We start from the raw sequence: 13,894 nt of genomic DNA, 5'->3' as shown, positions 1-13,894 counted from the left end.
ACAGGCAATCTACCGGTTCATGCACCGCTCATAACGCTCATCCACCCGCCCGGCAAACCAGGCGGTGGTCAGCTTGCGGGTAATCTTCGGGCTCTTGAGCTCGATCCCCGGCAACATCGCTCGCGGCACCGGTTTGCCCTTCGCATCGGCCAGGGCGAACACCCCGCTGTACAGCTTGCTATCCTCGAACGCCAGGCTGTCACCCAGCTCAAGCTGGCTGCGGATCTGCGGGTTGCGCAGGCCCAACTTCACGCCCAGCTTGCGCGCCGCCAGCTCAGTGCTGCCAGGCATGATCGAGCCCGGGGCGATCAAGTCGCCATCCAGCGCCAGGTCCGTCCCCGTCACTTTGCTCAAGGCCGCCTGGAACGCGGCATTGCGGCTGGCGTACCAACCCGCGTTGAAATCGGCAAAGCGGTACAGCTGCCGCTCGTAATGCACTGGGTAGCCGAGCAGGTGGGCAATACCGAAGTACATCCCCCCACGGCGGCTGAAGACCTCCTGGCGAATGGTGCCGTCGTAGGCGTAGGGATAATCCTTGGCGTGCTTTTCCGCGAACTCGATGCTGACCTGCATCGGCCCGCCGGTATGCACCGGGTTCAAGCCGCCGAGCAGCGTCTTGCCCATCGGCAATCGGGCGATGAACTCGTCGTACAGCGCGCTCAGTTGCTTCTCGCTGCGCACCGCCAGCAGGCGCTGCTGATAGCTCTGGCCATTGCCAGACGGGGTCTTCAGGGCGCCGTCGACCAGCAGCCCGGGAATGTGCAGGCGCGCCGCACGGCGGTCGATTTCCTCACGGGCGATACGGCCCAGGTTGGGCACCTGCGGGTCGGCGTTGAAAGTCGACTCCTGCTCGGTCACCGCCAGCACCGCGCAAAGGTTGCGCTTGCTCGGCGTGATGCGCTGGGCCTCGAACGCCACCTGGATATCCTTGGCCCAGCCTTCACGGTCCTTGGCCTGGGCCGGCAGCAGGCGCAACAGCTGGGCACGTACCTTGGCCGGGTCGGCCTCGGGCTCTTCCTCGCGGCGCCCAGCGCAGCCTTGCAGCAGCGCCAAGGCCATCAGCCCTGCCGCCAACAGCCGGCCGTTCAGGGCTGTTCACCGACCATGTAGGCCTTGCTGATGTGGCGGAATTGCGGGTGGCTGGCGCTGCCCATGAGCTCGAACAGCACCATTTCCCGGGTCACCACCTGCGCCCCGGCCTGGCGCATGCGCGCCAGGCCCGCGGCCTTGTTGGCCAGGGTGCGGCTGTCGCAGGCATCTTCGACCACGAACACCTGCTTGCCCAAGGCCAGCAGGCCGAGCACGGTCTGCAGCACACAGACGTGGGTTTCCATGCCACAGACGATCACCTGCTCACGGGCCATCAGGCTGGCCGGCAGGCACTCGGCGGCCACGCAGGAGAAATGGGTCTTTTCCACCACCTCGGCCGCCGGCGCCACTGCGATCAGTTCCGCCAAGGTGTGGCCCAGGCCTTTGGGATACTGCTCGGAGATCACGATCGGCAGTTCCAGGTCGTTGCAGGCGGCGAGCAACCAGCGCGCTCGGGCGCGGGTGCCCTGTGAGTCGCTCATGGCGCCGATGAGCTTTTCCTGGATGTCGACGACCAGCAGCGTCGCCTTGGGATGTTCGATCAGCATTGTCTGCCCCTTGCCTGGGAAAAGGCCTAGCCTCACCCAGGCAGACGGCGCCGTCAATCAGGCAGAAAGCCGATGCGCTTCAAGGGCCTGCGTCAGCGCACCGAGCACCCGGTCCTCATGCTCGTGGATGAAGAAGTGGCCGCCGGGGAACATCTGCAGCGAGAACGCACCGAGGGTTTCGTTGCGCCAGGCCTGCAGTTGCTCAGCACTGGCCCGGTCCGCTTCGCCACCGAGCACGTGCAGCGGGCACTGCAAGGCAGGCCGTTGACGGTAGCGATAACGGCCGCAGAGCAGGAAGTCGGCGCGCAAGGTCGGCAAGGTCAGGCTCATCAGCTCGGCATTGGCCAGCACCTCCTCCGGCGTGCCATTGAGCTCGCGCAGTTCGGACTTGAGCTGCTCATCGGTCTTGGGGTCGCGCCAGTTGTTGCCGTCGTAATCTTCGCGCCGGGTGGGCGCCGCAGTGCCGCAGGCGAACAGTGCCAGCGGCGGCGGACAGCCCAGCACGCGCAGTTCGTGGGCCAGTTCGAAGGCCAGCAGTGCGCCCAGGCTATGGCCGAGCAAGGCATAAGGCGCGTTGGCGGCCAGGCGTTGCTCGTAGGCCAGCTGCCGGGCCAGCGCCTGCATGTCGGTCTGCAGCGGCTCGGCCATGCGCGCGCCGCGCCCAGGCAACTCGACCGGGCGCACCTGCAGCCAGGCCGGCAGCTTGCGCCGCCAGCGGCTGTAGACCATGGCACTGGCCCCGGAATACGGCAGGCACAGCAGGTTGAGCGAGGTCACTGGGCGGCAGCTGCGGCCATCTGCTGGCGCAGGCTCAAGGGGCGCATGTCGGTCCAGACTTCGTCGATGTAGGCCAGGCAGTCCTTCTTCAGGCCGCTCTTGCCCACGGCGCGCCAGCCTTCAGGGATGGCCTTGTAGTCTGGCCAGATGGAGTATTGCTCTTCGTGGTTGACCACTACCTGGAACTGGATATCGTCGCGGTCGAATACGGAAGTCATTGCCTGTCTCCTTGAGTGATGGCTGCCACTGCACGCTAGGCGCAGGGAGGTTCTCAGGTAGACGTAGGGCGCTGCGGAAAAATTAGCCTCACGCGTCTCTGAGCAAGTCATGCGCGTCGAGCAAGCGGAACGCCACCTGCGGATTACGCTCCAGGCCCCGGCGGATCGCGGCCGGGATCGACTGGCGGGTCTTGCGGCACAGCCCGGGCTGGTCGTCGAGTTCGATGACGATACCCCGCATGGTGCGCACTTCGTTGAAGCCGGGGCTGATGTGCACGCGGATGCCGAGGTTCTCATACAACCGTTGCTGCAGGCGCTGCAGGTCTTCCAGGTCCTTGAGGTTCTCCAGGCGCTCGAGCAGGCGCTTTTCTTCCTGGCGGGTGAGCAGAAGGATGCGCTGGGCCGCTGGCGGGTGTTCGGCCAGGTGTTCGCGGCCGCAGTCACAGGCGCCAGGGGGGCACGGTTGGCGAAGAGGAGGTGGGGTGCTCATGGAGCAAGCATAGCTTCACCGGCCCGGTCTCAGTAAACGCTTCAGAAGAACTTTCCTGACAGGATAAAAAATTTCACAAACCGCTGGACCACGACCCCTTGCATCGCCTATAAATCGCCCAAGGGAAATTTATATTCCCATCAAGAAACACCACTTCGCCCGCCGCGAAGCCTCTTTTGCCCTTGTGCCCGACCTGCCCCACTCCATCACGAGGCCTATCCGACATGCACCCCGCTCCCGATCACTTCATCCTGCGCGTCAGTTGCCCGGCCGTGTCCGGCATCGTCGCGGCGGTGACCACCTACCTGGCCGAGCACGGTTGCTACATCAGCGAGATGGCGCAGTTCGACGACGAGGACAATGGCCGCTTCTTCATGCGTGCGGTGTTCCGCTACAACACCGGCGTCAGCGGTGATACGCCACAGCTGGAAGCGGGCTTCGCCGATGTCGCCCAGCGTTTCGACATGGACTGGAGCCTGCACAGCAGCGCTCGGCCACTGCGCGTGCTGCTGATGGTCAGCAAGTTCGACCACTGCCTGGCCGACCTGCTCTACCGCCACGCCAAGGGCGAACTGGACATGCAGATCACCGCCGTGGTCTCCAATCACCTCGACCTGCGGCCGATGGCCGAGCGCCAGGGCATCCGCTTCGTCTACCTGCCGGTGACCAAGGAGACCAAGGCCGAGCAGGAAGCCGCGCTGATGCGCATCGTCGAAGACACCGGCACCGAGCTGGTGGTGCTGGCGCGCTACATGCAGATCCTCTCCGACGACCTGTGCCGCCAGCTGTCGGGCCGGGCGATCAACATCCACCACTCGTTCCTGCCCGGTTTCAAGGGTGCCAAGCCGTACCACCAGGCCTATCAGCGCGGGGTCAAGTTGATCGGTGCCACTGCCCACTACGTCACCAGCGACCTCGACGAGGGCCCGATCATCGAACAGGAAGTGCAGCGCGTGGACCACGCCTACGCCCCCGACGACCTGGTGGCGATCGGCCGCGACACCGAGACCATCGCCCTGTCCCGCGCCGTCAAATACCACCTCGAACACCGGGTGTTCCTCAACCACGACCGCACGGTGATCTTCAAATGAACGCCATCCCCAGCATCAAGCTGATCGACGGCAAGGCCACCGCGGCGCGGGTGCTGGCCGAGGTCCGCGAGCAGGTGCAGACCCTGCGTCAGGGCGGCGTGCAGCCGGGCCTGGCGGTGGTTCTGGTCGGGGCCGACGCGGCCAGCCAGGTCTATGTGCGCAACAAGGTGCTGCGCGCCGAGGAAGTGGGCATCCGCTCGCTGGAACATCGCCTGCCGGCCGACACCACCCAGGCGCAACTGCTGACCCTGATCGACCGGCTCAACCGTGACAGCGAAGTCAACGGCATCCTCGTGCAGTTGCCGCTGCCCAAGCATGTCGACGAACACCGCATTCTCCAGGCGATCAGCCCGCTGAAGGACGTGGACGGTTTCCACAGCGAAAACGTCGGCGGCCTGGCCCAGGGGCGCGATGTGCTCACGCCCTGCACCCCCAGCGGCTGCATGCGCCTGCTGCGCGATGCCTGCGGCGAGTTGCGCGGCAAGCATGCGGTGGTGGTCGGCCGCTCGAACATAGTCGGCAAACCCATGGCCGCGCTGCTGCTGCAGGCCGACTGCACGGTGACCGTGGTGCATTCACGTAGTCGCGACTTGCCGGCGCTGTGTCGCCAGGCCGACATCGTCGTCGCGGCCGTCGGCAAGCCACGGCTGATCGGTGCCGAGTGGCTCAAGCCCGGCGCGGTGGTGATCGATGTCGGTATCAACCGCCTCGAGGAAGGCGGCCATAGCCGCCTGGTCGGCGACGTCGACTTCGCCGCCGCGCTGCCCCAGGTCGCCGCCATCACCCCGGTGCCCGGCGGCGTCGGCCCGATGACCATCGCCTACCTGATGAAAAACACCCTGCTCGCCCTCGACCTGCAACAACAGGCCGCCCACCAGGAGCGCACCCCATGCCTTTCGCCCTGCTGAAATACGGCCTGAGCGCCGACTACCCGGTTGAGGTCGACCTGCCGCCACCGTGCGAACTCAAGCCGCGCTATGACGTGGTGATCATCGGCGGCGGCGGCCACGGCCTGGCCATCGCCTACTACCTGGCCAAGTACCACGGCGTGACCAACGTTGCCGTGCTGGAGAAGGCCTACCTGGGCGGCGGCAACACGGCGCGCAACACCGCCGTGATCCGCTCCAACTACCTGACCTCCGAGGGCGTGCGCTTCTACGCAGAATCGGTGCGGATGTTCCAGAACCTGTCCAACGAGTTCGATTTCAACATCATGTACTCCGAGCGTGGCCAGCTGACCCTGGCGCACACTGACGCCACCGTGCGCGCCTTCCGCCAGCGCGCCGAGGTCAACAAGCACTTCGGTGGGCGCAGCGAAATGATCGACCGCCAGCAGATCCGCGAGCTGGTGCCGAGCCTGAACCTCGACCCCGGCCACCTGCCGGTGCTGGCTGGCCTCTGGCACATCGACGGCGCCACCGCACGCCACGACGCGGTGGCCTGGGGCTACGCCAAGCAGGCCGCCAAGCGTGGCGTGGAAATCCATCAGCTCACCGAAGTGCAGGACCTGCTGATCCGCAATGGCCGCATCGAAGCGGTCAAGACCAACCGCGGCACCGTGCAGTGCGGCTGCGTGGTGCAGGCGGTGGCCGGGGCCAGTTCGCAGCTGTTGGCCAAGGCCGACATCCGTGCGCCGATCCACACCTACCCGCTGCAGGCCATGGTCACCCAGCCGTTCAAGCCGTTCCTCGACCCGCTGGTGAGCTCTTCGGCGCTGCACTGCTACGTGCAGCAGACCAGCCGTGGCGAGATCGTCTTCGGTGGTGGCTCCGACCCGTACCCGCTGTACAACACCCGCTCCACCCTCGACCTCAAGGAAAGCCTGCTGGCCCACGCCATCGAGATGTTCCCGTTCATGGCCAACGCCAAGCTGATGCGTCAGTGGGCCGGGATCACCGACATGACCCCGGACTACAGCCCGATCATGGGCCTGTCGCCGGTCGACAACTACTACCTTGATGCCGGCTGGGGCACCTGGGGCTTCAAGGCCACACCGATCTGCGGCAAGACCATGGCCGAGCTGGTCGCCAGCGGCGGCAAGGTGCCGGACATGATCGCGCCATTCGCCCTGGAGCGCTTCAGCCGCTTCCAGCAAGTCAACGAAATGGGCGCCACCGCGGCCAGCCACTAGGAGCACACGACGATGAAGATCCTGACCTGCCCCTTGAACGGCCCGCGCAACATCAGCGAGTTCACCTACGGCGGCGAGTTCAAGCACATGCCCGACCCGGCCAGTTGCAGTGACGCCGAGTGGGCCGACTATGTGTTCAACAGCGACAACCTGGCCGGCGTGGTCATTGAGTGGTGGCTGCACAACGCCTCGAGCTACTGGTTCCTGGCCGAGCGCCATACCGTCAGTGACCAGGTGCTGCGCACCTTCGACCCGAAAGCCCTGTTCGACCGTCGCGTCGACTTCACCCCCGCCGCCACCCCGGAGATCGCCGGATGAACAGCCTCACTCGCCTCCCCGCGCCCATGGGCCTGCTGATCGACCGCGAGCGGCCCCTGCGATTCGAATTCGACGGCCAGGCCTGCCCGGGCTATGCCGGTGACACCCTCGCCAGTGCCCTGCTCGGCAATGGCCGCTGGCTGCTGTCGCGCTCGTTCAAGTACCACCGCCCGCGTGGCCCGCTGAGCATGGCCGGGCAGGATGCCAACACCCTGGTCCAATTACCCGAAGAGCCCAACGTGCTGGCCGACATGGAACCGGCCCGCGACGGCCAGGTGGTGACCGGGCAGAACTTCAACGGCAGCCTGGAGCACGACCGCGACGCTTACCTGGGCAAGTTCTCGCGCTTCATGCCGGTGGGTTTCTACTACCGCTCGTTCTACAAGCCCAAGGGCATGTGGAAGGTGTGGGAGCCGCTGATCCGCAAGAAGGCCGGCCTCGGCGTGCTCGACCTCGGCTTCAGGCCGAAGTACTACGACAAGGCCTATCTGTTTGTCGACCTGGCCGTGATCGGTGCCGGCCCGGCCGGCCTGCGCGCCGCGCTGGACGCCGCCAATGCCGGGGCCAAGGTGCTGCTGATCGAGCAACAGCCGGTGCTCGGCGGCTCGCTGACCTATGCCCGCTTCGACATCGCCGGCACCCGCGCCGCCAGCCTGCGCCAGAAACTGCTCGCCGCCGTCGAAGGCCACCCGAACATCCAGGTGCTGTGCGAGGCCACCTGCAACGGCTGGTTTACCGACAACTACCTGCCGGTGATCCGCCACAAGCGCCTGTACAAGGTACGCGCCACGCGCTGCCTGGTGGCCGCCGGGTCGTTCGACCAGCCAGTGGTATTTCGCAACAACGACCTGCCCGGGGTGATGCTGACCAGCGCCGCGCAGCGGCTGATGAAGCTGTATGCGGTCAAGCCAGGGCAACGCGCGGTGATTCTCACCGGCCACGATGACGGCTACCTGGCCGCCCTCGACCTGCAGGAGCAAGGCGTGGCTGTCGCCGCCCTGGTCGACATGCGCGCCGCACCCGCCGATGCCGCGCTGGCCAGCGAACTGAAGCGTCGCGACATTCCCCTGCACCTGGGCAGCACCGTCTATGAAGCCCTGCACGAAGCCGGCATGCGTCACGTCTCGGGCGCGGACATTCGCCCGATCACCGGCCAGGGCAAGGTCGGCGACCAGGGTCTGCGCGTGGCCTGTGACCTGCTGTGCATGTCCGCCGGTTACATGCCGGTATATCAGTTGCTATGCCAGGCCGGCGGCAAGCTGGCCTATGACGTCAACCGTGACGAGTTCGCCATCAGCCACCTGCCCGCCGGCCTGGACATCGCTGGCTCGGTGAACGGCCGCCACCGCCTGGACAACGTGCTCACCGACGCCAGCCGCGGCGCCGCCGAAGCCCTGGCGGCACTGGGCCTGCAAGCAGCAACACCGGCGGCCTACGTTGCCGAGGCCAAGGTCAACTTCCCCTGGCCGATCTTTCCGCACCCCAAGGGCAAGGACTTCGTCGACTTCGACGAAGACCTGCAGGTGCGCGATATCGTCAACGCCACCCGCAGCGGCTACCGCGACGTGCAGCTGGTCAAGCGCTTCTCCACGGTCGGCATGGGCCCGTCCCAGGGCCGTCACTCGGCGCTGCCCACTGCACGCCTGGTGGCCCAGGCCACCGGGCGCAGCATCAGCGAGACCGGGGTGACCACCGCCCGCCCGCCGTTCCAGGCGGAGAAGCTGGCGCATGTCGCAGGTCGTGCGTTCGACCCGTACCGGCAGACGCCGATGCACCGCCGTCACCTGCAAGCCGGCGCGAAGATGATGCCGGCCGGCATCTGGCAGCGCCCGGCCTTCTACGGCAAGCCGGAAGAACGCGAGCGCTGCATGCAGGAGGAAGCTCGCCATGTGCGCGAGAAAGTCGGCCTGATCGACGTTTCCACCCTCGGCGGCCTGGATGTGCGCGGCCCCGACGCTGCCGAACTGCTGGAGCGCCTGTACACCTTCGGCTTCGCCAAGCTGGCCATCGGCCGCACCCGCTATGCGCTGATGACCAACGAGCACGGCGTGGTGATCGACGACGGCGTCTGCGCGCGCCTGGCCGAGCAGCACTTCTACGTCACCGCCACCACCAGCGGCGTCGACCGCATCTACCAGCAGATGCTCAAGTGGAACGCGCAATGGCGCCTGGACGTGGACATCACCAACGTCACCGCGGCCCTGGCCGCGGTCAACCTGGCCGGGCCGCTGTCGCGCCAGGTGCTGGCCAAGGTCTGTGACGATGTCGAGCTGTCGGCCGACGCCTTCCCTTATCTGGGCGTGCGCCTGGGCACGGTGGCCGGGATCCCGGCGCGCATCCTGCGGGTCGGCTTCGTCGGCGAGCTGGGTTATGAAGTGCATGTGCCGGCGCGCCACGCCGAACGCCTGTGGGACGCGCTGATGCAGGCCGGTGCCGGGCTGGGCATCCGCCCGTTCGGCGTCGAGACCCAGCGCCTGCTGCGCCTGGAAAAAGGCCACGTGATCATCAGCCAGGACACCGACGGCATGACCCACCCGGCAGAGATCGACATGCAGTGGGCGATTGGCCGCAAGAAGCCGTTCTTCGTCGGCAAGCGTTCGATCGAGATCCTCGAAGCACAGCCGCTCAAGCGCAAGCTGGTCGGTTTCACCCTGCCCAAGGGCAGCCCGCAGCCGCTGGAGGGCCACCTGGTGCTGGACGGCCCGGACATCAGCGGCAACGTAACCTCCTGCGAGTACTCGCAGACCCTGGGGCAGATCATTGGCCTGGCCTACGCCGGCGCCCATCAGGCGACGCCTGGCATGCACATCCCGATCCGCGTGGAAGGCGGCGTGATGGTCAATGCCAAGGTGGTGCAACTGCCCTTCCATGACCCCGACAACCTGCGCCAGGAGCTCTGAACCATGACCAGCCTGAAAGCTGAAGCCTTCAATCCACGCAGCCCACGGGCCGCTCGGGTGCACTGCTGTGCGTTGACCGACCTGACCGGACTGGCGCGGGTCGGGTTTCGCGGCGGTGACAGTGCGGCGTATCTGGAGGAGCGTGGCTACCGTTTGCCAGCGCTGCCCAACCAGGCCTTGCAACAGGATGACGGGGGCTGGGTGGCACGCCTGTCGGCCAGCGAGTATCTGTTGCTGGGCAGCGTTGCCGACCAGGGCGCACGGGTAGCCGCCGAAGAGGCTGCGTGGGTGCAGGATGCCCGGCGCAACTATCTGCTGCCACGTCAGGACAGCCATGCCTGGTTGCAGTTGTCGGGGGAGTATTGCAGTGCAGTGATGGCCAAGTTGTGCGGGGTCGATCTGCGTCCGCAGGCGTTTGCGGTCGGGGCCGTGGCGCAGACGTCGGCAGCGCGGCTCAATGTGATCGTGGTGAATGTCGGGAGCGACGAATTGCCAGCTCTGCAGTTGCTGTTCGACCGGGCGTCGCTGGCGTACTTCCAGGCGGCGGTGCTGGATGCCATGGATGAGTTCGATGGCGGGCTGGTCGGGGTGGAGCAGTTAATGGTCTGAAATCTCTGGGGCCGCTGTGCGGCCCTTTCACGACACAAGGCCGCTCCTACAGAGGTATGCGATCCCCTGTAGGAGCGGCCTTGTGTCGCGAAAGGGCTGCAAAGCAGCCCCGGCATTACAACTGCAACAACCGCTCGCGCAGGAAGCTCACGAAGCCCTGCACCGGCCGCGCCACCTGCCGGTGCTGCGGATACACCGCCGACAACTGCAACGCCGGCGGCACCCACTCATCCAGCACCGTCACCAGGCGCCCGTCCGCCAGCGCCTGCCCGACGATAAAGGTCGGCAGATAAGTCACCCCCATGCCGGCAATCGCCGCATCCCTGAGCAACTCGCCGTTGTTCGCGCGCATCCGCCCGGACACCTGAATCGCCTGCGCCTTGCCGCCCTGGCGGAACTGCCACTGCACCTGCCGCGAATGCCCGTAGGGCAGGCAATCATGCGCGGCCAGTTCTTCAGGTTTTGTCGGTACGCCATGTGCTTCAAGGTACGCCGGGCTTGCGCAATACACCCGCTCGACATCGGCAATACGCCGGGCAATCAGGCTGGAATCCTCCAGCGCACCAATACGCAGCGCCAGATCATAGCCCTCGCCGATCAGGTCCACGGCGCGGTCGCTGAGGTCCACCTCCACATCCACCTGCGGATGCAATTGCAGAAACGCGGTCAGCAGGCAGCCCAGGTGGGCCATGGCGAACGACAGCGGCGCACTCAGGCGCAAGGTGCCGCGCAGGGCCTGGGCCTGGCCGCTGATGTCGTGTTCCACCTGTTGCACCTCGCCCAGCAGGCGCAGCGCCGACTGGTAGTAGTGCTGGCCCAGTGGCGTGGCATCCAGGCGCCGGGTGGAGCGGTTGAGCAGGCGAACGCCGAGGCGCTCTTCAAGCTGCATCAGGCGGCGGCTGACCGATTGCTTGGACATGCCCAGGCGGTCGGCAGCGGCGGTGAAACTGCCGGCTTCCATGACCTGGGCGAAGATACGCATGTCTTCGTAGGGGTTCATTGTCTCGCTCTTGGTGACAGTAAAACGCTTTATAGCGGCTTTTTCCCGTCAGTGCATCTCCTTAATCTACACACAGGTCGCAGCGATGGCCCTGAAGGCCAGGCAAGACGCCCATTACCAGCACTTACACAGAAAAGGATTCGCTCATGAACATTGTCCACAAGACCCTCACCGCTTCCCTCCTCGCCCTGTCCGTGTCCAGCGCGTTCGCCGCTGGCAGCCCAGGCGTCGAACAGCACACCCAGGCCTTCCTCGAAGCGCTGGAGCAAGGTGGCGGCAAACCGCTCGAACAGCTCAGCCCGAAAGACGCCCGCGCCGTGCTGACCGGTGCCCAGGCTTCGGTGAACGTCGACCTGTCCGGCATCGAGGTCGCGCAACGCACCATCCAGGCCAACGGCCAGTCGATCAAGCTGCAGGTGGTGCGCCCGGCCAATGTCAAAGGTGAGCTGCCGGTGTTCATGTTCTTCCACGGCGGCGGCTGGGTGCTGGGCGACTTCCCGACCCACCAGCGGCTGATCCGCGACCTGGTGGTCGGCTCCGGCGCGGTGGCGGTCTATGTGGACTACACCCCGTCGCCTGAGTCGCACTACCCGACGGCGATCAACCAGGCCTACGCCGCGACCCAGTGGGTGGCCGAACACGGCAAGGAAATCGGTGTCGACGGCAAGCGCCTGGCCGTGGCCGGCAACAGTGTTGGCGGCAACATGGCGGCGGTGGTCGCGCTCAAGGCCAAAGAGGCCGGCACCCCGGCACTGCGCTTCCAGCTGCTGCTGTGGCCGGTGACCGATGCCAGCTTCGAGACGGCGTCGTACAAGCAGTTCGCCGAGGGGCACTTCCTCACCACCGGGATGATGAAGTGGTTCTGGGACAACTACACCACCGATGCCAAGGCACGGGAGCAGATCTACGCCTCGCCGCTGCGCGCCAGCAGCGAACAGCTCAAGGGCCTGCCGCCAGCGCTGGTACAGACGGCCGAGTTCGATGTGCTGCGCGATGAAGGTGAGGCCTATGCACGCAAGCTGAATGCGGCGGGCGTGACCGTTACCTCGGTGCGCTACAACGGCATGATCCATGACTATGGCCTGCTCAACCCGCTGAGTCAGGTGCCGGCTGTAAAGGCGGCGATGCGGCAGGCGGGTACCGAACTTAAAGTGCATCTGCAGTGAGTCGATGACCAGAAGACCCGCTTAGGCGGGTCTTTTGCTTTTATTGCGGAAATGGCCCGCAGGCTTCAATGAATCTGCCATCGGTGCGGCTATCTATGGCACCGTCCGCCCCAATGTAGATATGGACCCTCGGCCACTTGGGTTTGACCCGAATGCAGTGCCACTTTCCATGGTTGTTCCAATCGAGCTGCATGAAAAATTGGTCGTTCGGGAAGATATGCCCGGCGCCGCCGGTGGTTTCACCCGGGTAGATCTCACCTTTTGAAATGGCATCTTGAACATTCAAGATGTAGCCAAGACGCCCCTGGCCCTTATCAGAAAAATGAAAACTTACCCAGGGTGTAGCGACATACCAAAAGACGATTGGGGAGAGCATTATCGCGAATACCCAGCGCCAGAAATGCCGTTTCGGTTTAGTTACAGACATGATCACGAACGCTCCCTCCCCAGTTTGACAGTGGTAATGCTAATACCTCATCCATGAGCACCTTTGCCGTAATCCCACCGTGTGGTTGCTGCTGGTACAGTTTGATGCCAATACTGATAGAGACACGATCGCCTATATCATCCCAAGCCCGCATCCCGTCGATGTCTGCGTAGCGACGAGGCCCATCATGTTCATCCCACTCCTGAACCTTCCGAAGGGTGTCTGATGCAATCTGCTCAAGCCCAGCACCGTCCAAAAGCGCGCTTTCAGACAGGCCACCAGCCCGTCCTACATAGCCGTAGTGGATGTTTGACCAGATGTCGTAGAAGTAGTCGACTTCGCCTTGCTTATGCCAAACCCCACCGAACTGTTGCCTGATGGGCTTCTTATGGTCCCATGGCCTGTCCTGACCAACCCGCTCTGCCCAAAGCGCCATCGCGGCAGCAGTGTTTCCAACCATCACTGCTTGAAAGTCAGGTGGTAACAGACGCGCGTACCAAGGGAGCTTTTGAAATTTTGCATGTTCCTCTATCGCGTCAAAATTGGTCAGCTTCTTCATTTTCACTACGGATGGATGTGTGATGTTGCGGTTCATCTCTTCGGCGATGTAGCTGGCCACCTGCTCCATCATGTCCGGGTGTTTGCAGGTGGCAGACTGCGGTCTCATTTCTGCTAGCGGAGTTTTGATGGGCGAAATTAAGCCAGCTTGACCTGATGTTGCTGCCTGGCTCGCCTGCTGTGTCGCCGAGGTGCGTGCCGCTGGGCCAGTTCCACTGTTGGCCATGACCCGGTTACTGCCGCTCGGGCAACCGCACGCCACCAGCGAACCATCCACCGCGACAGGTTTACCATCTGAAATGAAGCCCTCGTTGCCCTCGACCACGGTACCTTCTTTGCCACACATCGGACAGGCCGTGGTCGGATCGCCACAGCGCAGCACCATGCGCCCTTCGCTGGTATAGCCGGCTCCGGTCGCCAGACAGATCGCGCCTGTAGTGGTCTTGTCCCCGTCGACTGCCTGACCTTTACCATCGATCGTTACGCTTCGCATGGGTTCGCTTCCTGAGGTTGGAGAAACCCGGAAGCTAACAGCAGAAAATCCCGTGAAACCGCGCTTGCTGGAATCAAGA

At 64.8% G+C, this 13,894-nt stretch carries 15 protein-coding genes; 7 read left to right on the top strand and 8 right to left on the bottom strand.

The window, feature by feature from the left end:
• Positions 1 to 9 precede the first annotated feature (9 nt).
• The 5 genes from ACIPZ8_RS02260 to ACIPZ8_RS02240 form a co-directional block, all read right to left on the bottom strand.
• Complete coding sequence (locus ACIPZ8_RS02260; protein WP_400719373.1) at positions 10 to 1,059, bottom strand: DUF1615 domain-containing protein; 1,050 nt, start codon at positions 1,057 to 1,059, stop codon at positions 10 to 12.
• Between the two features lie 26 nt (positions 1,060 to 1,085).
• The gene (locus ACIPZ8_RS02255; protein WP_400719372.1) at positions 1,086 to 1,637 is read right to left on the bottom strand and encodes a hydrolase; all 552 of its coding nucleotides are present in this window, start codon (positions 1,635 to 1,637) and stop codon (positions 1,086 to 1,088) included.
• A gap of 57 nt (positions 1,638 to 1,694) precedes the next feature.
• The gene (locus ACIPZ8_RS02250) at positions 1,695 to 2,414 is read right to left on the bottom strand and encodes a thioesterase II family protein (RefSeq protein ID WP_400719371.1); all 720 of its coding nucleotides are present in this window, start codon (positions 2,412 to 2,414) and stop codon (positions 1,695 to 1,697) included.
• A complete protein-coding gene (locus ACIPZ8_RS02245; protein WP_054887100.1) occupies positions 2,411 to 2,632 on the bottom strand; it encodes an MbtH family protein in 222 nt (73 codons plus the stop codon). Before ACIPZ8_RS02245 ends, ACIPZ8_RS02250 begins: the two co-directional genes overlap by 4 nt.
• Positions 2,633 to 2,720: 88 nt before the next feature.
• A complete protein-coding gene (locus ACIPZ8_RS02240) occupies positions 2,721 to 3,122 on the bottom strand; it encodes a hypothetical protein (protein ID WP_159409868.1) in 402 nt (133 codons plus the stop codon).
• A gap of 224 nt (positions 3,123 to 3,346) precedes the next feature.
• On the opposite strand from ACIPZ8_RS02240, the gene purU reads away from it, so the two are divergent.
• Genes purU through ACIPZ8_RS02210 form a run of 6 tightly spaced genes read left to right on the top strand, consistent with a single transcriptional unit; the run spans position 3,347 to position 10,171 of the window.
• Positions 3,347 to 4,213 carry a formyltetrahydrofolate deformylase gene (gene purU / locus ACIPZ8_RS02235; protein WP_085674145.1) on the top strand — a complete coding sequence of 289 codons (867 nt, stop codon included), beginning with the start codon at positions 3,347 to 3,349 and terminating at the stop codon, positions 4,211 to 4,213.
• On the top strand, positions 4,210 to 5,121 hold the full coding sequence (gene folD / locus ACIPZ8_RS02230; protein WP_400719370.1) for a bifunctional methylenetetrahydrofolate dehydrogenase/methenyltetrahydrofolate cyclohydrolase FolD: 912 nt from the start codon (positions 4,210 to 4,212) through the stop codon (positions 5,119 to 5,121). Before purU ends, folD begins: the two co-directional genes overlap by 4 nt.
• Positions 5,103 to 6,344: an FAD-dependent oxidoreductase gene (locus tag ACIPZ8_RS02225; protein WP_400719369.1), complete on the top strand. Its 1,242-nt coding sequence runs from the start codon at positions 5,103 to 5,105 to the stop codon at positions 6,342 to 6,344. Before folD ends, ACIPZ8_RS02225 begins: the two co-directional genes overlap by 19 nt.
• 12 nt (positions 6,345 to 6,356) lie before the next feature.
• On the top strand, positions 6,357 to 6,662 hold the full coding sequence (locus ACIPZ8_RS02220; protein ID WP_400719368.1) for a sarcosine oxidase subunit delta: 306 nt from the start codon (positions 6,357 to 6,359) through the stop codon (positions 6,660 to 6,662).
• On the top strand, positions 6,659 to 9,562 hold the full coding sequence (locus ACIPZ8_RS02215) for a 2Fe-2S iron-sulfur cluster-binding protein (RefSeq protein WP_400719367.1): 2,904 nt from the start codon (positions 6,659 to 6,661) through the stop codon (positions 9,560 to 9,562). Before ACIPZ8_RS02220 ends, ACIPZ8_RS02215 begins: the two co-directional genes overlap by 4 nt.
• Positions 9,563 to 9,565: 3 nt before the next feature.
• On the top strand, positions 9,566 to 10,171 hold the full coding sequence (locus tag ACIPZ8_RS02210; protein WP_400719366.1) for a sarcosine oxidase: 606 nt from the start codon (positions 9,566 to 9,568) through the stop codon (positions 10,169 to 10,171).
• 115 nt (positions 10,172 to 10,286) lie between these two features.
• Here the strand turns inward: ACIPZ8_RS02210 and ACIPZ8_RS02205 are convergent, their stop codons facing one another.
• On the bottom strand, positions 10,287 to 11,171 hold the full coding sequence (locus ACIPZ8_RS02205; protein ID WP_400719365.1) for a LysR family transcriptional regulator: 885 nt from the start codon (positions 11,169 to 11,171) through the stop codon (positions 10,287 to 10,289).
• A gap of 146 nt (positions 11,172 to 11,317) precedes the next feature.
• Between ACIPZ8_RS02205 and ACIPZ8_RS02200 the strand changes: the two genes are divergently transcribed.
• A complete protein-coding gene (locus ACIPZ8_RS02200; RefSeq protein WP_400719364.1) occupies positions 11,318 to 12,337 on the top strand; it encodes an alpha/beta hydrolase in 1,020 nt (339 codons plus the stop codon).
• A 40-nt stretch (positions 12,338 to 12,377) separates the two neighbouring features.
• On the opposite strand, the gene ACIPZ8_RS02195 is transcribed toward ACIPZ8_RS02200, so the two are convergent.
• Together ACIPZ8_RS02195 and ACIPZ8_RS02190 are read right to left on the bottom strand one after the other, a co-directional pair.
• On the bottom strand, positions 12,378 to 12,764 hold the full coding sequence (locus ACIPZ8_RS02195; protein ID WP_400719363.1) for a hypothetical protein: 387 nt from the start codon (positions 12,762 to 12,764) through the stop codon (positions 12,378 to 12,380).
• On the bottom strand, positions 12,751 to 13,815 hold the full coding sequence (locus ACIPZ8_RS02190; RefSeq protein ID WP_400719362.1) for a polymorphic toxin type 44 domain-containing protein: 1,065 nt from the start codon (positions 13,813 to 13,815) through the stop codon (positions 12,751 to 12,753). Before ACIPZ8_RS02190 ends, ACIPZ8_RS02195 begins: the two co-directional genes overlap by 14 nt.
• Positions 13,816 to 13,894 lie beyond the last annotated feature (79 nt).

The organism is Pseudomonas sp. NPDC089422, assembly GCF_044749405.1.
In the GTDB taxonomy this organism is placed as follows: Bacteria; Pseudomonadota; Gammaproteobacteria; order Pseudomonadales; family Pseudomonadaceae; genus Aquipseudomonas.
This window is presented reverse-complemented; position numbering and strand designations above follow the sequence as displayed.